Source organism: Bacteroidota bacterium (assembly GCA_016706865.1).
Taxonomy (GTDB): domain Bacteria; phylum Bacteroidota; class Bacteroidia; order Chitinophagales; family BACL12; genus UBA7236.
Genome location: JADJIS010000003.1, coordinates 184573 through 204689, shown reverse-complemented (window position 1 = coordinate 204689; position 20117 = coordinate 184573). Strand labels below are relative to the sequence as shown.

19 protein-coding genes are annotated in these 20117 nt (G+C 35.7%); 8 read left to right on the top strand and 11 right to left on the bottom strand.

The window, feature by feature from the left end; genetic code table 11:
• Positions 1–12: 12 nt before the first annotated feature.
• The 9 genes from IPI31_10470 to IPI31_10430 all read right to left on the bottom strand — a co-directional run bounded on the left by IPI31_10470 (position 13) and on the right by IPI31_10430 (position 10474).
• Entirely contained in the window at positions 13–537 is a 525-nt protein-coding gene (locus IPI31_10470; protein ID MBK7568232.1) for a hypothetical protein, read from the bottom strand.
• Between the two features lie 291 nt (positions 538–828).
• Positions 829–2364, bottom strand: a complete 1536-nt coding sequence (locus IPI31_10465; protein MBK7568231.1) for a T9SS type A sorting domain-containing protein — start codon at positions 2362–2364, stop codon at positions 829–831.
• Between the two features lie 227 nt (positions 2365–2591).
• Positions 2592–3368 (bottom strand): response regulator transcription factor, encoded by a 777-nt coding sequence (locus tag IPI31_10460; protein MBK7568230.1) that lies wholly within the window; start codon positions 3366–3368, stop codon positions 2592–2594.
• Positions 3369–3502: 134 nt separating this feature from the next.
• Positions 3503–4534, bottom strand: a complete 1032-nt coding sequence (locus IPI31_10455; GenBank protein ID MBK7568229.1) for a histidine kinase — start codon at positions 4532–4534, stop codon at positions 3503–3505.
• On the bottom strand, positions 4531–5583 hold the full coding sequence (locus IPI31_10450) for a histidine kinase (GenBank protein MBK7568228.1): 1053 nt from the start codon (positions 5581–5583) through the stop codon (positions 4531–4533). Before IPI31_10450 ends, IPI31_10455 begins: the two co-directional genes overlap by 4 nt.
• A gap of 1344 nt (positions 5584–6927) precedes the next feature.
• Positions 6928–7524 carry a peptide deformylase gene (locus IPI31_10445; protein ID MBK7568227.1) on the bottom strand — a complete coding sequence of 199 codons (597 nt, stop codon included), beginning with the start codon at positions 7522–7524 and terminating at the stop codon, positions 6928–6930.
• Between the two features lies 1 nt (position 7525).
• The gene (ruvX, locus tag IPI31_10440; protein MBK7568226.1) at positions 7526–7936 is read right to left on the bottom strand and encodes a Holliday junction resolvase RuvX; all 411 of its coding nucleotides are present in this window, start codon (positions 7934–7936) and stop codon (positions 7526–7528) included.
• Positions 7936–8790 (bottom strand): UbiA family prenyltransferase, encoded by an 855-nt coding sequence (locus tag IPI31_10435; GenBank protein ID MBK7568225.1) that lies wholly within the window; start codon positions 8788–8790, stop codon positions 7936–7938. Before IPI31_10435 ends, ruvX begins: the two co-directional genes overlap by 1 nt.
• A 13-nt stretch (positions 8791–8803) precedes the next feature.
• Entirely contained in the window at positions 8804–10474 is a 1671-nt protein-coding gene (locus IPI31_10430) for a DNA polymerase/3'-5' exonuclease PolX (GenBank protein ID MBK7568224.1), read from the bottom strand.
• 116 nt (positions 10475–10590) lie between these two features.
• Between IPI31_10430 and IPI31_10425 the strand changes: the two genes are divergently transcribed.
• Genes IPI31_10425 through IPI31_10395 form a run of 7 tightly spaced genes read left to right on the top strand, consistent with a single transcriptional unit; the run spans position 10591 to position 17285 of the window.
• Positions 10591–11217 (top strand): TetR/AcrR family transcriptional regulator, encoded by a 627-nt coding sequence (locus IPI31_10425; GenBank protein ID MBK7568223.1) that lies wholly within the window; start codon positions 10591–10593, stop codon positions 11215–11217.
• Between the two features lie 5 nt (positions 11218–11222).
• Positions 11223–12500 carry a TolC family protein gene (locus IPI31_10420; GenBank protein ID MBK7568222.1) on the top strand — a complete coding sequence of 426 codons (1278 nt, stop codon included), beginning with the start codon at positions 11223–11225 and terminating at the stop codon, positions 12498–12500.
• 1 nt (position 12501) lies between these two features.
• The gene (locus IPI31_10415; GenBank protein ID MBK7568221.1) at positions 12502–13395 is read left to right on the top strand and encodes an HlyD family efflux transporter periplasmic adaptor subunit; all 894 of its coding nucleotides are present in this window, start codon (positions 12502–12504) and stop codon (positions 13393–13395) included.
• A 15-nt stretch (positions 13396–13410) separates the two neighbouring features.
• Positions 13411–14316, top strand: coding sequence for an ABC transporter ATP-binding protein (locus tag IPI31_10410; protein MBK7568220.1), 906 nt, complete (start codon positions 13411–13413; stop codon positions 14314–14316).
• Between the two features lie 5 nt (positions 14317–14321).
• A complete protein-coding gene (locus IPI31_10405) occupies positions 14322–15062 on the top strand; it encodes an ABC transporter ATP-binding protein (GenBank protein MBK7568219.1) in 741 nt (246 codons plus the stop codon).
• A gap of 1 nt (position 15063) precedes the next feature.
• Positions 15064–16170 (top strand): ABC transporter permease, encoded by a 1107-nt coding sequence (locus tag IPI31_10400; GenBank protein ID MBK7568218.1) that lies wholly within the window; start codon positions 15064–15066, stop codon positions 16168–16170.
• Entirely contained in the window at positions 16167–17285 is a 1119-nt protein-coding gene (locus IPI31_10395; GenBank protein ID MBK7568217.1) for an ABC transporter permease, read from the top strand. The genes IPI31_10400 and IPI31_10395 overlap by 4 nt, the downstream gene beginning before the upstream one ends.
• 369 nt (positions 17286–17654) lie before the next feature.
• On the opposite strand, the gene rpmA is transcribed toward IPI31_10395, so the two are convergent.
• Both rpmA and rplU read right to left on the bottom strand, forming a co-directional pair.
• Entirely contained in the window at positions 17655–17927 is a 273-nt protein-coding gene (rpmA, locus tag IPI31_10390) for a 50S ribosomal protein L27 (protein ID MBK7568216.1), read from the bottom strand.
• Between the two features lie 11 nt (positions 17928–17938).
• Positions 17939–18247, bottom strand: coding sequence for a 50S ribosomal protein L21 (gene rplU / locus IPI31_10385; GenBank protein ID MBK7568215.1), 309 nt, complete (start codon positions 18245–18247; stop codon positions 17939–17941).
• Positions 18248–18663: 416 nt separating this feature from the next.
• Between rplU and IPI31_10380 the strand changes: the two genes are divergently transcribed.
• A complete protein-coding gene (locus tag IPI31_10380) occupies positions 18664–19821 on the top strand; it encodes a T9SS type A sorting domain-containing protein (GenBank protein ID MBK7568214.1) in 1158 nt (385 codons plus the stop codon).
• Positions 19822–20117: the final 296 nt, after the last annotated feature.

Genomic DNA, 20117 nt, shown 5'->3' with positions numbered 1-20117 from the left:
ATTATTTTAATTTTACCAATTTGTTTCACTAAAATAGGTTGGATATTCGTCAGCAGGATCAAAACGAATTACGAGATATGTTTTACCATAATCATCCGTTTCAAAAGTATAATAATACGTTTGTGAAACTAATTCACTTTGTAATGCAGCACGATCGAAATTATATTGTGGTGAACATGCATAAAAACCACGGAAATTACCTTCTGTTGGCGTTACAGTAAACTCACCTTCTGCATCCCAATTTACAGATCCTTTGTAATAACTGAATGCTTCTGTTCTGCATCCATAATCATTTGCAGTACTGATAAAAAACATTTCGTATTGTCCATTTTCCATAAAATTAAATGCAATACTCAATTCAAAAGCATTACCTTGATATGACCCATCATAACCCCAGAATTCAGTCATGGAAAAGGTGCCATATATCCACTGCCCTACTATTTCTTTTGGAACATTGGCATTAATACCATTTAATTCATTTTTTTTACAAGCGTTCAATGATAACACTGCGAATAAGATAATAAGTGATTTTTTCATTTTGTTTTAATTTTTAGCTTAATTTATTTTTGGTTGTTTTTCTTGTAATACAAAGATGAATCGGATTATTATAATACGAAATAACCAAATGCATGAAGTGTAATTTTTTATGGATGAATTGTAGTTATAAAATGAACTAAAAATTCCAACACCGGCTATTTATTATTTTATCAATAAATAGCGGGTGTTGGAATGGAAAGAATTTGTATCGGCAGATAAATTATGGCTATTACACAATAAAATTCTTTTTGAAACTACAATAAATGCTCGAAATGTTTGAACTCAGTCCAATTATTTTATGATCTGAATCTTGGTAGAGGTATTTCCCTTTTCATACTTCAAATTTACAAAGTATAAACCAGTTTGTAACTGTGATGGCAATGTAATGCTAATGGAATGCTGGCTGCTTACATGGCGTTGAGAATAAACTTCTTCACCGTTCAAACTATATATTCCGATTTCCTGCAAGTTGCCGAATTCTGTATTTAATTTTATAGTAATATTATTTTTTGCCGGGTTTGGATAAATATTATCGGAAACAATAACGCCGTTAGTATTATGAATAGATGATTGTATATCAACATTGATCTGCAATAAGAGAAAATCGCTATAATCATCCTGGTTAGCGCTACCGGCTCCTATTACGAAATTATCTGCTGTAATTGCAAGCGCATTCAAAATATTGGTATTATCCGCTTCAGCCAACATTAATATTCCATCTACACCAAATGTGTTATCAAGTGCTCCATTGCGGGTAACACGCACGAAAACGGCTTCATTATTTCTGCTTCCACAGGCTACTATTTTATCATCAGATTGCACTACAACATCTTTAATTATATCCGTTGCATTTAATGTTGAAATATAAAGTATTCCACCAGTTCCGAAGGTATTATCCAAAACACCAAATGTAGATATCCTGGCAAACATATATTCATCTGTTGCCCCTGCGTGATGATTTCCGGCTAATACAATACTGCTGTCACTTTGAAAAGCCATACCGTAACTTTTATCAGCACGTGAGCCACTTTCAATGGTAATTTTTCCATCAATACTAAATGTTGGATCAAGTAATCCATTCTCAAGATATCTCGCAGCCGCAAAGTATACAGATCCATAACCTGAATATCCGGAAACCAGAATCTTTTTATCTTTTTGTAATAAAACAGAATAGATCACATCTTCTGTTTCATCAAAATCTGAGTATACAAATCCATCTACACCAAACGAATTATCAGTTGATCCATCTTCATTAAATCGCACCAATAAAAAATCATCCGTGCCATACTTATATGAACTTCCCGCTACTACAATTTTACCATCAGGCTGAACTACAACATCATTAAAATCGTCGAACTGTGCACTGAGGTCAAATTTTACTAAACCATCAACTCCGAATGTAGTATCAATTGTTCCATCTTCATTAAATCGGGCAATTGCCGGGTCGGTATAATAATTATTATCATAATTTCCTACAAGAATTATTTTCCCATCTTCCTGCACTGTAATTGCTTTCACAAGACAATGAAAAGTGCTGAATTCAATTGTAGCAAATCCTGATTCTCCAAAAGATTCATCTAAAGTTCCATCAGATAAAAATTGCGCAACGGCAAATTCATAGTGACTGCCTACCATCGAATTTCCGGCTGCCAGAATTTTACCATTATCTAATATATATATATCTGTTGCGTCATCAAATTTGCCATTGATATCGGTTTTTACCATTCCTTCATCCCCGAAATTCGGATCGACACCATTGGTTTGCGCGTTGAGATTTAATGAAATTAAAATAAATGCTGTAGTAAAGAAGTGATTAAAGTTTTTCATAAAATTTTGTTTTTAGTTTTTAATTTAATATTTTATACAAAATTCGTATGATAAGCAGTTTCAAAAGAGTAGTTTCGTATGAATTGTAATTTTTGCTAATTAAATTGCATGAAAATCGACCCGAATTGAAAGCAGAAAACCCATGAAATAATTTAAAATAAAAAAGCAAAAAGTAATTCGATGATCACCTTCTGCTATTATAAAACTTTATAAATGCTATATACTTTTTATTTGCCCATCCACTCTTTAAATTCCGTCACCTTTTCTCTGCTCACCAGAGCCTCCTTATCAATATCAGGTTTAAGATATAATTTAAGTCTGTTCCCGAAATAATCGTGAATCTGATCTATTCCTTTAATAGATACCAGAAAAGCTCTGTTTATCCGGAAATATTCGCGGGGATCTATCATGGTTTCTATTTCATCCATCGTATAGTCGATAACATATTTTTTATCATCGAAGGTTTTAAAAAAATTGATCCTATCGTCGCTGTAGAAATATGCAATATTTTCTATATCTACAGAAATAAGTTTTTGCAAATGTTTTACGAGAAATCTTTTCCGATATTCTTTATTTTGCAATGTATTCTGTAACTCTTTAATGAGTGAATTTACTTGCATTCCAGGCTCATCAGACGAGTTATATACTTTTTTCAAATCCATGAATTTTTTCAGAGCTGCTTCCATGTCTTCTTTCTGAATAGGTTTCAATAAATAATCAATACTATTCACCTTAAAAGCCTTTAATGCATATTCATCATAACTTGTGGTAAAGATGACGGGACTCTTAACCTTAAATAAATTGAATATCTCAAAACTTTGCCCATCAGCGAGTTCTATATCCATTAAAATAAGGTCAGGTTGGGGATTATTTTGCAACCATTCCACGGAGGAGGCAATACTATCTGCTGTTCCTGCAATTTTAATATCGGGGTTAACCGCAAACAGTGTTTTTTGTAATTTTTTTACTGCCAATTCTTCATCTTCAACAATAAATATCTTCATAATGTTTGGTTTTTACTTTTGCACTTCTATACTTACAAAATTATCTCTTCTTATAATTTAAATTCAGCCGAATGTTATGAATTGTTAATTTTTTATCTTCAGTTGCATTTTCGGTTTATTTAATTGTATCACCATTATCCCATCATAGGCAGTGTAACTACAAACGATTCATTTGTCTCAACAATTTCTATATCATTCCTGTGTAATAGTTTGTATTTCTCCCTGATATTCTTAAGCCCTATTCCAGTTGATTCTGCTGTGTTGATCCTTTTATTCAAATTATTTTCTATCCTCAGATGACCATCCTCCGTAGAGATTATAGATACCCTGATAGGGTCTTGTTTGCTTACAACATTATGTTTTACGGCATTTTCGATCAACAATTGCAAACTAAGAGAGGGTAGTTCAAATTCCTTAAACTTATTGTCAATATTTAAATTCATTACAAATGCGTCTCCATAACGGGTCTGCAATAATTTAGCATAAGAACGAATAAAATTCATTTCCTCTTCCACAGTGCTCATTCCGCTTTCATTATTACGTAAAAGATAACGATAAACTTTGCTGAGCTCATCAAGGAAGGTTTCCGCCTTCTCCTTGTCCTCTGTAATTAAAGAGGAAAGTGTATTAAAACAATTAAATAAAAAATGGGGATTTACCTTCTGTTTCAGATTATCAAATTCCTGTTGCAACTGCATCTGTTCAATCATTTCTTTCTCAGCCACCGATTCCTTATATTTTTCTATGATATAAATTACTTCCCATAACGATTCGAAAATAATATTAACAGTTAAACCTGCCAGATAGGCATATTTTATATCTCCTTCTGCAACCTGATAACCTAGAATATGAAAACCGTGAAACACCAACAAAATCAACAAAACGGAAGGTGTCATTACCAGTAAATTTACCGCCAGTTTATATTTGACACGTTTGTGTGTTTCGTCTAATGAAGGAAATTTTTTGCGAATATAATGATCGTAAACACCATGCATACGCCAGGAACAATATCCAATAAGATAGATTATGGGATATGTTACTGCACACACCTTCCAGTCGTGAAATAATCTATTATCATACAAAATATAACACCAGGCCAAAACGATAAATGGCATGGATAACCAAAATCCGATATATTGATGTCTGGGAGGATTCGGTATTTTCATGAATCAGTTTTGTTACTGGTGAATAATGGCAATACTATGGTTCTCATTCCATCCGATTCAGCAATTTGCATTCCCTCCACGTTGAGTAAATTATATTTACGAATCAAATTATCCAACCCTTCATCTACATTCAAATTTTGGACAATTATTTTTTCGTGCAGAGAATGCGTAATAAGAAGGTGATTGTCTTTATCGTAATCGATGCGAATCTGCAGTGGCTGTTTCTTAGTGAGAGCATTTGTATAAATAATATTTTCAAGAATCACTTGCAAACTCAGAGGTGGAATAAACTGTTGTAACGTCTCCCGGGTAATATTTACCGTGGTATTAATTGCATTTCCGAACCGGGCTTTTATTAAATTGAGGTATGACTGTGCAAATTTAATTTCATCAACAACAGGTACTAAAAAATCATCGTCATTCCGAAGCAGATATCGGTGTACTTTTGTCATTTCATCTAAAAACTTTTCCGCATCCTCTTCATTCTCATGAATTAAGCCTGAAAGTGTATTAAAACAATTAAATAAAAAATGAGGATTTATCTGGCCCTTTAATCCCAACAATTTACTGCGCTGATAATTATTCCGTAATTTCTCACTTTCTGAAATTGAATTTTTCCATTTTTCCCAATTTGCCATTCCTTCATTTATGAATGTAATAACGGTACTCATTACACATGCGTATAAAATTGTCCACCATTTCATGTCAGCAAGTGGCTCACATCCAAAAATATTTGCTCTTTCATAAACATAATATGCGCCATTAATTGCACCTATATTCATTACATAAAAAACAGGTAACATCACCATGATCCTTTTAAAAAGATCTCCGGCAGCCGATATTCTGTTTTTGATCAAAACAGCAACAGTCCCAAAAATGGCGTAAATAATGAAAAAATATACAACGCTGGAAAAAAAACTCAGGAAAAATGCGCCAAACGAATTAAAAATGCAGGTGCCAAACAAAAGCAAATTCATACACAGGATATAGGGAACTATTACCCAAAGAAATACTATTGGTTCCTTTTTACTATACCTTTTGATCGCCATAGCCCGAAGGTATCAAATGTTATAATCTCCCTCCCTCTCTTACCGTCGAATTGAGAAATTTTCGGATGAATTGAGAAAAATTCAGGTTGAGTTGTATAGCGTTCTGAGTTCGGGGTTCTGAGTTCTGAGTTCGGGGTTCTGAGTTCGGGGTTCTGAGTTCGGGGTTCTGAGTTCGGGGTTCTGAGTTCGGGGTTCTGAGTTCGGGGTTCTGAGTTCGGGGTTCGGGGTTCTGAGTTCTGGGTTCTGGGTTCTGAGTTCGGGGTTCGGGGTTCTGAGTTCTGAGTTCGGGGTTATGATTCCGATTGATGTTCTTTATTCCTTGTTCTTTACCTGCCTGGCGACTGCTGGCAGACAGGTTCGATATTATTGTGGGTTACCAAAAGTTTCAGGGTTAGGTTCCGATTAATGTTTTGGCCCCTACCCCATAGATGAGCAAGTTTTCGTTTACCTTGAACCTTCACTTCGGAGGAATATCATTCGGGCGGTCGATCCGATTGATGTTTTTTATTTTTTGATTGTTATTTGATATTCTCCAAGTTTAACTACGGAGGAGGATCCTCCGGATAGTCGACAGGTTTAATATTCTTTATTCCTTGTTCTATATTCGATATTTAATTCGGTTAAGTTCCCATCGATGTTTTGGCCCCCTACCCCATAGGGGAGTAAGTTTTCGTATACCTTGAACCTTCACTTCGGAGGAATATCATTCGGTCTGTCGATCCGATTGATGTTTTTTATTTTTTGATTGTTATTTGATATTCTCCAACTTTAACTACGGAGGAGGATCCTCCGGGTAGTCGACAGGTTTAATATTCTTTATTCCTTGTTCTATATTCGATATTTAATTCGGTTAAGTTCCTATTGATGTTTTGGCCCCCTACCCCATAGGGGAGTAAGTTTTCGTATACCTTGAACCTTCACTTCGGAGGAATATCATTCGGTCTGTCGATCCGATTGATGTTTTTTATTTTTTGATTGTTATTTGATATTCTCCAACTTTAACTACGGAGGAGGATCCTCCGAGTAGTCGACAGGTTTAATATTCTTTATTCCTTGTTCTATATTCGATATTTAATTCGGTTAAGTTCCCATCGATGTTTTGGCCCCCTACCCCATAGATGAGCAAGTTTTCGTTTACCTTGAACCTTCACTTCGGAGCAATTTCCTTCGTGCAGTCTACTACCTAATTCCTCCAATAGAAACTTTAATTTTAAATAAATATATTCATCACTGAATTAATTTTGCGCCGCAAAATTTTGCGACTGCGACTGCGACTGCGACTGCGACTGCGACTGCGACTGCGACTGCGACTGCCACTGCCACTGCCACTGCCACTACCCTCCCCTACTTCACCACCGCAAACTTCATCTTATACTTCACCGACACCTTCCCTTTCGAAATATTTTCCAGCTTGGTTTTTATGAGACTGCGCTTGAGGGGAGTCATGTGATCAGTGAGAAGAATTCCCTCCACATGATCGTATTCATGCTGAATGATACGGGCGTTCATTTCACTGAAATCTTCTGTGTGTTCCATGAAATTTTCGTCATAATACCGAAGCGTAACCGTTTCGTTACGCGATATTTTGACACGAATATCGGGTATGCTCAAACAGCCCTCCTCATACACCCAGGGAGTGCCGAATTCCTTGACAATTTTAGGGTTGATAAACACCTTTTTTATGCCTTTTGTAATGCGGTATCTATCGTCTTCCTCCTCTTCTTCATCCTCCTCATTCTCTTTTACTAATTGTTCGCTATCAATAACAAATAAACGTATATCCAACCCAACCTGTGGAGCAGCCAATCCAACTCCTCTTCCATTATACATGGTCTCCCACATATCAGCAATGAGTTTTTGTAAACCCGGATATTCGGGATCTATATCCTTTGCTACTTTTTTTAATACCGGATTTCCGTATGCAGTAATTGGTAATATCATATTACAAATTTTGTAAATATTCCTGTAAAATTATAGTTGCGCTTATCTGATCCAGGAGACCTTTATCGCGCCTTTGTTTTTTCTTTACTCCACTATCAATTAGAGTGCGCATTGCCATTTTACTGGTATATGCTTCATCCCATTTAACAATAGGAATACCATTTATTTTTTTAGAAAGTTCAATGATAAACCGATCTACCATATGTGTCGCATGCGTGGCATTTCCACGAAGGTCCAATGGATAACCTATTAATATTTTTTCTACTTCATTTTCCTTGATATACTTAATAATATAATCCAATGCAATTTTACTTTCCACCGTTGTTAATGCTGTTGCAATAATTTGCATAGGGTCTGTAACTGCCAGTCCCACACGTTTTGCGCCGTAATCTATACCTAATACTCTAGCCATCAGAAATAGATTAGATCAACAATTACAAAAATTCCAAATATCACACTTGCAACTCCATTAGTGGTGAAAAATGCTCTGTTTATTCTGCTCAGATCGTCCGGTTTTACAATTAAATGCTGATAAATAAGTAAACCGGTAAATAAACCTGCACCTAACCAATACCATGTGCTAAATTCAATATATAATCCTGCATAACAAATCAGCATCACCGTTATGATGTGTAAACAAATGGAAACAATTATTGCATTTGTTTTTCCCAATTTTACCGGTATGGAATACAAATTATTTTCCGTATCAAAATCTTCATCCTGCAAAGCATAAATAATATCAAACCCAGAAACCCAGGTAAATACTGCTAAAGAAAAAAGTATTGGCAATATCTGAAAAGTTTCCGTAACCGCAATATATGCTCCAATTGGAGCGAGTGATAATCCCAACCCCAAAATAAAATGACAAAGCCAGGTAAATCTTTTTGTATAACTATATCCCAAGATCACAAGCAAAGCTACAGGTGATAAATACAAACAAAGTCTGTTGAGCAATCCCGCACAAATTACAAATGCAGCGGCATTAAAAATTACAAAGAATAAGGCTCTTTTTCTAGAAATAACCCCACTCGGAATTTCTCTTTGTGCAGTTCGTTTATTTAGTTTATCGATATCGCTGTCGATATACCTGTTGAACGCCATAGCCGCACTTCTGGCAAATACCATACAGGCGATAACTAAAAGCAGATCGGTCCAACTGAAAGGATCAGCGCCAGGCTGGCGGGTTCCCAAGGTGAAACCAATAATTGCAAATGGCAACGCAAAAACGGTGTGACTAAAGGTTATAAGTGAAAAATACTTGCGCATCAGAGCCGCAAAGTTACGAAATGCCTTTTTTCTTTTTTCTGTTCATGAGCCAGGATTCAATTTCAGCCCTGTTCATACCATTCCAGGTCATACTTTTTGTAAGACCTCCCTTTCGGGCGGATATTACTCCCCAGTTGATATCTTTAATTCCTTCCACACTATGCGCATCGGGATTTATGGAGATCATTACTTTGTTTTTTAAGGCAAGAGGTATCCAGCTGTTGTCAATATCCAATCGATAGGGATTTGCATTTATTTCTATAACAACATCATTTGCAGCACAAACCTCAATTATTTTTTTATGGTCAACAGGATAACCAGGCCGACTCAATAATAATCTGCCGGTCATGTGACCTAAAATTGTTGTGTAGGGATTTTCAATAGCACCAAGTAAACGGGCAGTTGCTTTTTGTTCATCCATTTTTAAATTCTGATGAACACTTGCAATTACAAGATCAAAGGTTTTTAATATTTCATCTGCATAATCCATTTTTCCATCAAATAATATATCACACTCTATGCTTTTAAAAATTTTAAAATCAGGATACTTATTATTGAGTGCTTCAATTTCTTTTTGTTGCTCTGATATTTGTGTTTCGGTTAATCCACCTGCATAAGACGCAGTTTTAGAGTGATCGGAAATTACAAAATATTCGTACCCTCCCTTTTTACAAGCCAGTGCCATTTCTTCTACCGTATTTTTCCCATCACTCCAGGTGCTGTGGTTGTGAACAACTCCCCTAATGTCCTGCAGCGTAATGATACTGGCCTCTTCCAGCGAATCGAGATCAATATGTTCCTCGCGGAACTCTGGGGAAATATAAGAATATCCCGCGGCTTGATAAATTGCTTCCTCCGAATCAAATTGTGTTTTATTATTTAATTTCTGAACGATAATATCAACATGTTTTTCTGACCCTGTCTTTTTAAATAATTCAAAATAATAATCCTGATCGGGGACGATGCTAATTTCAAAGTGAATATCATTTGTTGTTTTTCCCGATATTAAATTTTCTGCATTGTTATCCCGCAATAAAAAAGGAAATGCATACAAATTATTTGCGATGTTACAAGATTCCGCACAAATGATCTCTAATTTTTCTATCACATTACATTTTCTCCGGATATCACCACATAAAGAAATTTTATCGGAAGTAATCCTTTCTTTTAGCAGGCCAATAATTTCATCCACTGCAGCAGCAATTCTCGCATAATGAAATTTGCCGATATTACTCTGAAAATATTCGATGGACTTAATTACACTTTCCTGTGTTTTTTCTCCAAAACCTTTCAAGCTTGCGAGTCGGTTTTCGTTACAGGCATATAATAATTCCCCAACCGATTCAATTCCAAGATCACGCCATATCATACCCACTTTTTTGCCACCCAAACCTTTAATTTGGAGAATTTCCACAAGACCCGGAGGCGTTTTTTGCATATATTCCTCCAATGCAGCAATGGTTCCCGAATTGCGCAATTCCTTTATTTTACCGATTATGGATTTGCCTACTCCCTGAATATTATCCAGTTCCGCTTCAGGCATTTCCATTACACTTCCAGTAACCCTTCCTAGCTGAAAGGCAGCATTGGTATAACTCTTGGTCTTAAAATCGTTCTCCCCGTGCAGCTCCATAAGTGCACCTAAGGTTTTAAATAAACCCGAAACCTCTTTGTTTGAAAGCATAAATCCTATTCTGTGGTAAAAATATTGAAATGGAAATGATTTTAACCTCTAAAATTTGGAAATGTAAAATTTACGCTGTTATATTTGCACAATTGTTTAACAATATTGTTAAACTTATGAGTAAAAAAGAAATTATAATACCCGACAAGAACACGGAAGAGCGCATATTGGATGCTGCAAGAAAGGTATTTACTCGCAAAGGTTTTGCTGCTGCCAGAATGGAGGATATTGCAAAGGAGGCCGACATGAACAGAGCCCTTCTTCACTATTACTTCCGAAGTAAACAGAAAATGTTTGAAGTGATATTTGAGGAAAATCTGAAACACTTTTTTGGCAATTTTCTAAAAATATTGACCACGGAGGAAGAACTGGAAATCAAGATCAGAAAGTTGGTTGAAGCTGAAATTGACATGTTATTGCAAAACCAATATTTACCTCTTTTTATGTTAAATGAAATGAATCGCGATCCCGAAATGATAAAGGACCGATTGTTTCAAATACCGCAAAAACAATTTATCCCCGAATTTATTAAACAGGTGGAAAAGGAGATAACGAAAGGCACCATTAAAAAAGTGGCTCCCATGCACTTGTTAATTAATATCATTTCCTTATGCATTTTCCCTTTTGCAGGAAAACCGATGATGATGACAATTACAGGCATAGACCAAAAACAATTTGAACTCATGATGCTGGATCGCAAAAAAATTATTGCGGATCTTATCATCACTTCTATAAAAAAATAATGTATATGAAAAGTATATATTTTTTTCTGTTATTTACTGTTTTAACCACAGCAATATCTTTTTCACAAAGTACAGAAACCTATACTCTGGAAAATTGTTATCAACTCGCAGAAACAAATTTCCCACTTACCCAACAACGCGATGTAATTACAGCAGTTACCGACGAAAGCATCAGAAAAATAGGAACTTATTGGCAGCCCCAAGTATACGTAAATGCACAAGCCACTTATCAGAGTGATGTTACACAATTGCCCATCAGTTTTCCGGGAATCGAAATTCCGGTGTTGAGTAAAGATCAATATAAAGCTACATTAGACATCAATCAAATGTTGTATGATGGTGGAATTGTACATCAACAAAAAGAATTACAACTAAGCGGGAGCGAAATTGAAAAACAAAAAATAGAAGTTGAGATATATAAACTGCGCGAAAAAATAAATCAGTTATATTTTATTATTCTGCAAGCGGATAAAAATATAGCATTGGTAAATAATCTTCAAAATGAACTAAATAATCAGAAACAAAAAATTAAGGCGGGAATACAGTTTGGCACAGCATCCCAAAATTCAGCTGACATATTGGATGCGGAAATAATTAAAGCAGACCAGAAATTGATAGAGGTGAGATCAGCGCGCGAATCTGCCGTTTTAATGTTGTCCAGATTGATAGGCCAACCCATTACCCCAAGTGCATTATTTAAAACTCCTGAAGTGGAATTTAACATGAATGATACTTTGAATGTTCGTCCCGAAGTAAAATTATTCGATTTGCAGGAGCAGCAATTAGGATTGCAAATTCATTTTGCACAGGCCCCTACCCTTCCTAAATTGAGTTTATTTGCACAAGGCGGTTATGGTAAACCAGGACTCAATTTTTTGGATGATGAATTTTCTTTTTATTATATAGGAGGAATAAAACTCAGTTATCCATTGTGGACCGGAAATACAAAAAAGTATGATAGGAATATTTATTCTATGAATATCACCTCATCGCAGATCTACAGACAAAATTTTATTCTTAATTCCAGTATTCTTACAAGTCAGTACACAGGAGAGATCAAAAAATTGGGTCAACTTATCGAAAAAGACCTGATGCTTATCGGATTAAAAAAGAAATTGACAAGCTCGGCCTCACTGCAATTGGAAAACGGAATTATTTCGGCAAATGATTATGTTAGTTTTCTGAATCAGGAAACAGAAGCCAATATTAATCTGGCAACACATGAGATACAATTGTTAGCCGCACAAATAAACTACATGATAACCCTTGGTAAAATTAAATAATATGAAAACTGTTTTTGTTATATCTTTTATTGCTTTCACTTTTTTATCCTGTTCCAATAGCGAGGAGAATTTTTTCGCAACAGGCACCTTTGAGGCAAAGGAAATAATTGTGTCCACCGGTGTTGCTGGAAAAATTATGCTGTTGGATGTGGAAGAAGGAAATATGCTGGAAGCAAATAAAGTTGTGGGATTTATCGATACAACACAACTCTACTTAAAAAAATTACAATTACGTGCGCAGATCAATGCTGTTTTAAGTAAACAGCCGGATATCAATTCACAATTGGCAGCATTACAGGAACAAATTAAAACAGCAAATACTGAAAAGGTCCGGATCGAAAATTTATTATTGGCAGGAATTGCCACCCAAAAACAGTCCGACGATATCAATGCACAAATAAAAGTTTTGCAGAAACAATTAGATGCACAACAAAAGGCTTTGGAAATTACATCGGGCTCCATCTACAATGAAGTAAATCCCCTCACCTATCAGATAGCACAAATTGATGACCAATTAATTAATTCCAGAATAATTAATCCGGTAGAGGGAACGGTATTATCCAAATATGCAGAACAAGGTGAATTTACTGCTCCCGGAAAGGCCATCTATAAACTGGCAGATGTTCGGAGCATGACGCTGAGAGCATATATTTCAGGAACTCAATTGTCTTCCATAAAACTTGGTCAGACTGTAAAAATAAATGTGGATGGAGGTGATGAAAACATGCATACAATTGATGGCACTGTTTATTGGATATCGGCTAAAGCGGAATTTACCCCTAAAACAATTCAAACAAAAGAGGAAAGAGCAAATCTTGTTTACGCCATAAAAATAAGAGCAGAAAACGACGGAAGTCTCAAGATCGGTATGTATGGCGAAGTGAATTTACAATAATCATTATTTCAGAATATGTATTCCATTATTGCAGAAAATATTCATAAAACCTTTGATAAAGGAGCAATTACTGCTTTGGATACTATTTCGTTCTCAGTAAAAAAAGGGGAATTATTTGGGATGATAGGTCCCGATGGTGCTGGCAAAACATCACTCTTCCGAATCCTCACCACTCTTTGGTTGGCAGATAGTGGTAATGCTTCTGTTGAAAATTTTGACGTTGTAAAACAATATAAAGAGATCCGAAAAATAATAGGTTATATGCCGGGAAAATTTTCATTATACCAGGATCTTACGGTTAAAGAAAATCTCGAATTTTTTGCTTCTTTATTTAATACTTCCATAAAAGAGAATTACGAGCTTATAAAAGATATTTATATACATCTGGAACCATTTAAAGATCGCAGGGCAGGTAAACTTTCAGGTGGCATGAAACAAAAACTCGCCTTGTGTTGCGCACTTATTCATAAGCCGGAAGTATTGTTTTTAGATGAACCTACAACCGGTGTTGATCCGGTATCAAGAAAGGAGTTTTGGGAAATGCTCAAACGATTACAAAAATTAAATATCACAATTCTGGTTTCAACTCCTTATATGGATGAAGCAAATTTATGTGACAGAATTGCGTTGATTCAATCCGGAAAAATAATGAAAATTGATACTCCGAAAAATATTATCAGCAGTTACCAAAACATATTATTTGCGGTGAAAGGAGAAAATATGTTGCAATTAATAAAGGACATGCGAAATATGCCGGTCGTAAAAAGTTGTTTTGCCTTTGGCGATTATTTACATGTCACGTTAAAAGATCAAAACATCCACGCAGCAAATTTTGAAAGTGAAATGCCAAATTTACCTTATAAAATAACTGTTAAAGAAATAAAACCTGATATTGAAGATTGTTTTATGGCATTAATGTGAATTAAATGGAAAACGTAATAATTACTGAGAACCTCACAAAAAAATTCGGCGATTTTATCGCAGTGGATAACGTGAGTTTCGAGGTAAAAAAAGGAGAGATATTCGGATTTTTAGGCGCTAATGGTGCAGGAAAGACCACAGCAATGAAAATGCTCATCGGAATCTGGAAACCCAGTTCCGGAAATGCAAAAGTAGCTGGTTTTGATATTTATACGGAAACGGAAAAGATCAAAAAGAATATCGGGTATATGAGTCAGAAGTTTTCTTTGTACGAAGATATTCCGGTGATAGAAAATATTCGTTTTTTCGGTGGCATTTACGGATTAACTAAAAACGAAGTAAAAGAAAAAAGCAGATCCTTATTAGCGGAATTGGATATGTTGGCAGAAGAAAAAACCTTAGTAAAAGCATTGCCTTTAGGTTGGAAACAAAAACTTGCATTCTCCATTGCTATTATTCATGATCCAAAAATTGTTTTTTTAGATGAACCTACCGGTGGAGTGGATCCTATTACTAGAAGAAAATTTTGGGAATTGATTTACAAAGCATCAGAAAACGGGGTTACCGTTTTTGTCACCACACATTATATGGATGAAGCGGAATATTGCGACAGAATATCCATTATGGTGGATGGAAAAATTGGTGCATTGGATACACCTTCCGCACTTAAAGAAAAATACAATGCAGGATCCATAGACGAAATATTCACACAATTGGCGAGGGGAGCAAAACGCGCAGCAGACTGATATGAAACAATTTATCATTTTCGTAAAAAAAGAATTTTATCATATTTTCCGCGACAGAAAATCGCTGCTGATCATATTTGCTTTGCCCATTGCACAAATTCTCATTTTTGGTTTTGCACTTACCAATGAAATAAAAAATTCTAAAATTGCGATATGGGACCAAGCTAAAGATGAAGAATCACAAAAACTTATCGACAGGTTTAGTGCAAGTAATTATTTTGAGATCACAGAAAAAATTTCTTCCATGAAGCAAGCAGATCGTTTGTTTAAGGAAGATGCAATTAAAATGGCCATTGTAATTCCTGCACAATTTAAATCTGATCTTTTACACTCCAATGCTGCACAAATTCAGTTACTCGCTGATGCAACAGATCCCAACACTGCTACCACCATTATCGTATATGCAAATGCCATCATTCGCGACTATCAGAATGAGATCAACGAAGAATTTGAATTGCCTTATACCATAACTCCAGAACTGCGCATGTTGTATAATCCGCAATTAAAAGGAGCATATATTTTTGTCCCGGGAGTAATGGGAATGATTTTACTTCTTATATCTGCCATGATGACATCCATTGCCATAGTGCGTGAAAAGGAATTAAATACCATGGAAATTATTCTAGCCTCACCATTGAAACCGTTTTCATTAATTATAAGTAAGGCAATACCCTATATTTTTATTTCGCTTATTAATGTTTGCACCATTTTAATTTTGAGTGTCACTTTACTCGACCTTCCTATAAATGGTGACATTTTTTTATTATTTGGGGTATGTTTTTTATTTATTACAACTGCCATTTCACTGGGTTTGATGATCTCCAACCTCACAAATTCACAGCAGACTGCGATGTTTATTTCCATGATAGGACTGATGTTGCCGACTTTAATACTCAGTGGTTTTATGTTTCCCATTGAAAATATGCCCAAGCCCATGCAATGGCTTTCGAATATTGTTCCAACCAGATGGTTCTTTACCATAATTAAAGATGTAATGATAAAAGGTTTGGGAATAGCCAGTATTTGGAAAGAATTAAGTGTACTGGCAGGAATGACCTTGTTTTTTTTATTGGTAAGTCTTAAAAATTTTAAATCCCGATTAGGATGAAAATATTATTGATCTTATTGAGGAAAGAATTTCAGCAGATAAGGCGCAATCCTGCTATTATCAGGATAATATTTATCATGCCGGCAATACAATTATTGATATTGCCCCTTGCTGCGGATTACGAGGTAAAGAATGTTAATTTAAGTATAGTGGATTATGATCACTCCGCTTATTCATCGCTATTAATTAATAAATTAATGGCATCAGATTATTTTGTGGTCACCGATCAGGCAACATCTTATAACGCTGCGTTAAAAACTATAGAGGAAGACAGATCCGATATTATACTCACCATCCCTCAAAATTTTGAAAAGGATTTTGTTAAAGAGAGCAAGGCGAAATTGTCGTTATCGGTAAATGCTGTTAATGGTGCAAAGGGAAATATCGGCGCAGCATATGCTGTTAATATTATCAATGAATATAATAATCAAATCAGAGAAGACTGGATGATATTTCCGGAATTTAATCCGGTGCCGATAATTGATGTGGAATATTTGAATTTGTATAATGATGAAATGAGTTATACCCTATTTATGGTTCCAGGTATTTTGGTTATTCTGTTAACCATGGTAGGAAGTTTTTTAACCGCAATAAATATAGTGCATGAAAAAGAAGTAGGAACCATTGAACAGATAAATGTTTCACCCATTAAAAAATATCAGTTCATTTTAGGAAAACTCATTCCTTTTTGGGTGATGGGATTTGTTGTACTCACCATAGGATTATTGATCTCCCGATTTGTGTATGGAATAATTCCTGCCGGCAATTTAGGATTGATCTATTTATTTTCCGCAGTATATTTATTTGCCGTGCTCGGAATCGGATTATTGATTTCCACTATAGCCGAGTCACAACAACAAGCCATGTTCATTTCCTTTTTCTTTCTGATGATATTTATTCTGATGGGAGGTTTATACACCTCCATCGACGGCATGCCTTACTGGGCACAGATCATCACCAAATTTAATCCCGTAACCTACTTCATAGAAGTAATGCGCATGATAGTAATGAAAGGCAGTACCTTGCGCGACATGCAATCACAATTTGCTGCTATGGGAATTATGGCAGTGGTATTTAATGGATGGGCGGTGATCAATTATAGTAAGACGAGGTAGGGCAAAAGGAATTATGGGCTTCGACTGCCCCGCCAGAGTCTACACAGAAAATAAATCATTACATTTAAATATATCTTTCCCGTAGGACTCTGGCGGAATTGCGACGATAATCTCCGAACCCACAAGCGTCCCTCACGGGCATAATTGATTTTTTATTTGTGTGAGTTGACACTGTGGGGACACAACTATAGATGAAAGTCTATCCTCCGAGTCCACACAGTCCCTCACGGGTATAATTGATTTTTAAAGGTGTGAGTAGACTATGTGGGGGCATTTTCTACCCTATGCCTTGCGACTGCCTCATCCAGGCACAAAAAAAACCTCCGAAAACTAAATTCCGGAGGCTTAAGTATGGTTTGTTGTTAGAAATTACGCTGTAGCTTCTTCTTTTACGGGTAACACGTGACAATAAGAACGGTCTTTACGTCCTTTTGTGAATGTTACTACGCCGTCGATCAAAGCAAATATGGTATGATCTCTTCCCATGCCAACATTCTGACCCGGGTGAAATTCTGTTCCTCTCTGGCGGATTATGATGTTCCCTGATTCAACTGCCTGTCCGCCCCAGATCTTAACGCCTAAACGTTTACTGTGACTTTCGCGACCATTTTTAGAACTACCGACCCCTTTCTTATGTGCCATTGTATTAAGATTTAACTGATTTTTTCAATTTTGATTTTGGTAAAATACTGACGGTGGCCATTTTTAACGCGGTAATTCTTACGGCGTTTTTTCTTGAAAATGATCACTTTGTCGCCCTTTAAATGCGATAGAATTGTAGCAGAAACGCTGGAAGAAGCCACTGTTGGCGAACCTACAGTAATATTTCCGTCGTTTGCTTTCAACAGTACTTCGTTGAATTCGATTGTATCACCTTCAAGTCCTTCCTGACGATGCACAAAAATTTCCTGGTTTTCTTCAACCTTGAACTGCTGGCCTGCTATGTTTACTATTGCGTACATGATATTTTTTATGAAGTTGCAAAGGTAGTTAATAAGAATAAAATTAACAAAGGAGTGGTGAAAATTTAATGTTGGATGTCTCAAATCCTTTGCTGTATTTAGTTTTGGCGGAAAAATAAATATTGAAATCCACAGGTTTTTAACAGGAATTGATCGTTTTCGCGAATATTTCTGTGATTTTCAGACCTATTTATCAAAAAACCTATCCATGCTGTTCAGAAAATTGACTTTTTAAAATTCTATGTAAATATCTCTCTTTTGAGACAAAATTGCTCAAAATTTTGCAACCCTACGCGTCCTCATTTAAGCTTTATACACTTACAAGGCCATTTCACACTGTTTCTGCAGAACTTCATACATTAGGGTTTGTGCTGGGTTGGGTAAAGGTCTAGATTTACGGGCTCAACCAGGAATGCATGAAAAAATCTCAAACATTAAAACTCACCGGATATTCTGCTATGGCCAGTGCGTTTTTGGCCATATCCAATGATGGTAAATCGCAAACCATATATTTTGATATTGCTCCCAATTTAATAATGGACGTTGGATGGAATGAAACGCAGCACCTTGATTTGGATATGAATCTTGATGGGATTACAGATTTTCAATTTACAGAACAAGATTACGATCCTTGCTCATATTGTGTGGGTTGGGCTTATGATAAAGTTAGTCCTTGGGGAGCGAACCAAATTTCTTATATGGTGTATTCCTGGGAACAATATTTTATTGGTTGGACATCGGAATTATGTGCAATTCCTAACGATTCCGGGATGATTATTGACCCAGCCTTAGATTTCACCTCCGATCCTGTGAAATTAAAATTCTTCGATGCTACGCTTTTTAGTTCCTTCGGAGATTGGTATGGACCATGGGCAGGAATTTCGGGATTTCATTATGTGGGTGTCAAATTGTCTATTGATGGTAGTTACCATTATGGTTGGATAAGACTTAAATCTTATGGCACCTTCTTTGAATTAGATTCTTATGCATATAATATTAACCCGGAGGAAGAAATTGTAGTCGGTGAAATACCAACTTGCAATCCGCCAATGCCCAATGGAGAAAGTGCAATTACTTCAACAACAGCTAAATTAAAATGGCTCTCTGCAATTGACGTAGATCATTATGAATTACAATATAGAGCAGTAGGTGCCGCAACCTGGATAACAAAAGAAGTTGCTGCAATTAAAACTTTTAGAAAAGTAGCAGGCTTAGTTTGTGGCGCAAATTACGAATGGCAAATAAGAACTGTTTGTTTAGATGGGGAAACATCCGCATATTCTCCAATACAAAATTTTACCACAGCAGTTTGTAGAATTGTAAATGAAAATATAATTGACGAGGAAAATATCGAAATATATTCATATTCAAATCAACTTTATGTAAATATTGACGAAGATATAATCGAGCCTTTGCAATTACTTATTTTCGATTACCTGGGAAGAAAAATTTTAGAAAAAGAGATAATAGATCAACAGAACATTATTGAATTAAATGCTGCGGATGGTATTTATATAGTGAAAATATCCAATGGCGGGTCGGTGGTTGAAAATAAAATAATGTTACAAAGGTAAAAGAACATAAGACCTGATCGAGAACTTCAAGATGCTTAGAAACCAATCTAACAGTGGTATTAATTTTATCTTCTCCAATATAAATTCCAATTGGTAATTTCAATTAATGAAGGATTATTAATTGGTTTATTATTTAGATTCCCTCCAAATCCTTCACTCTAACTGCAAGATTCTCATACCCCTAAACATTTTTAATATATCATCCGCCGCGGCGGACGGCACTATTGTAACATGATAAAATTTGGACTACCATTATGCCATGCCTAATGGCACTTTCGAATAATTTTATAATTAGC

What these genes read in the sequence shown, in the direction of transcription:
- IPI31_10435 (MBK7568225.1), bottom strand. Translation starts at nt 8,790, where the DNA reads ATGCGCAAGTATTTTTCACTTATAACCTTTAGTCACACCGTTTTTGCG.
- IPI31_10465 (MBK7568231.1), bottom strand. Translation starts at nt 2,364, where the DNA reads ATGAAAAACTTTAATCACTTCTTTACTACAGCATTTATTTTAATTTCA.
- IPI31_10420 (MBK7568222.1), top strand. Translation starts at nt 11,223, where the DNA reads ATGAAAAGTATATATTTTTTTCTGTTATTTACTGTTTTAACCACAGCA.
- IPI31_10430 (MBK7568224.1), bottom strand. Translation starts at nt 10,474, where the DNA reads ATGCTTTCAAACAAAGAGGTTTCGGGTTTATTTAAAACCTTAGGTGCA.
- IPI31_10405 (MBK7568219.1), top strand. Translation starts at nt 14,322, where the DNA reads ATGGAAAACGTAATAATTACTGAGAACCTCACAAAAAAATTCGGCGAT.
- IPI31_10395 (MBK7568217.1), top strand. Translation starts at nt 16,167, where the DNA reads ATGAAAATATTATTGATCTTATTGAGGAAAGAATTTCAGCAGATAAGG.
- IPI31_10450 (MBK7568228.1), bottom strand. Translation starts at nt 5,583, where the DNA reads ATGGCGATCAAAAGGTATAGTAAAAAGGAACCAATAGTATTTCTTTGG.
- IPI31_10380 (MBK7568214.1), top strand. Translation starts at nt 18,664, where the DNA reads ATGAAAAAATCTCAAACATTAAAACTCACCGGATATTCTGCTATGGCC.
- IPI31_10400 (MBK7568218.1), top strand. Translation starts at nt 15,064, where the DNA reads ATGAAACAATTTATCATTTTCGTAAAAAAAGAATTTTATCATATTTTC.
- IPI31_10445 (MBK7568227.1), bottom strand. Translation starts at nt 7,524, where the DNA reads ATGATATTACCAATTACTGCATACGGAAATCCGGTATTAAAAAAAGTA.
- rplU (MBK7568215.1), bottom strand. Translation starts at nt 18,247, where the DNA reads ATGTACGCAATAGTAAACATAGCAGGCCAGCAGTTCAAGGTTGAAGAA.
- IPI31_10455 (MBK7568229.1), bottom strand. Translation starts at nt 4,534, where the DNA reads ATGAAAATACCGAATCCTCCCAGACATCAATATATCGGATTTTGGTTA.
- rpmA (MBK7568216.1), bottom strand. Translation starts at nt 17,927, where the DNA reads ATGGCACATAAGAAAGGGGTCGGTAGTTCTAAAAATGGTCGCGAAAGT.
- IPI31_10470 (MBK7568232.1), bottom strand. Translation starts at nt 537, where the DNA reads ATGAAAAAATCACTTATTATCTTATTCGCAGTGTTATCATTGAACGCT.
- IPI31_10410 (MBK7568220.1), top strand. Translation starts at nt 13,411, where the DNA reads ATGTATTCCATTATTGCAGAAAATATTCATAAAACCTTTGATAAAGGA.
- ruvX (MBK7568226.1), bottom strand. Translation starts at nt 7,936, where the DNA reads ATGGCTAGAGTATTAGGTATAGATTACGGCGCAAAACGTGTGGGACTG.
- IPI31_10425 (MBK7568223.1), top strand. Translation starts at nt 10,591, where the DNA reads ATGAGTAAAAAAGAAATTATAATACCCGACAAGAACACGGAAGAGCGC.
- IPI31_10415 (MBK7568221.1), top strand. Translation starts at nt 12,502, where the DNA reads ATGAAAACTGTTTTTGTTATATCTTTTATTGCTTTCACTTTTTTATCC.
- IPI31_10460 (MBK7568230.1), bottom strand. Translation starts at nt 3,368, where the DNA reads ATGAAGATATTTATTGTTGAAGATGAAGAATTGGCAGTAAAAAAATTA.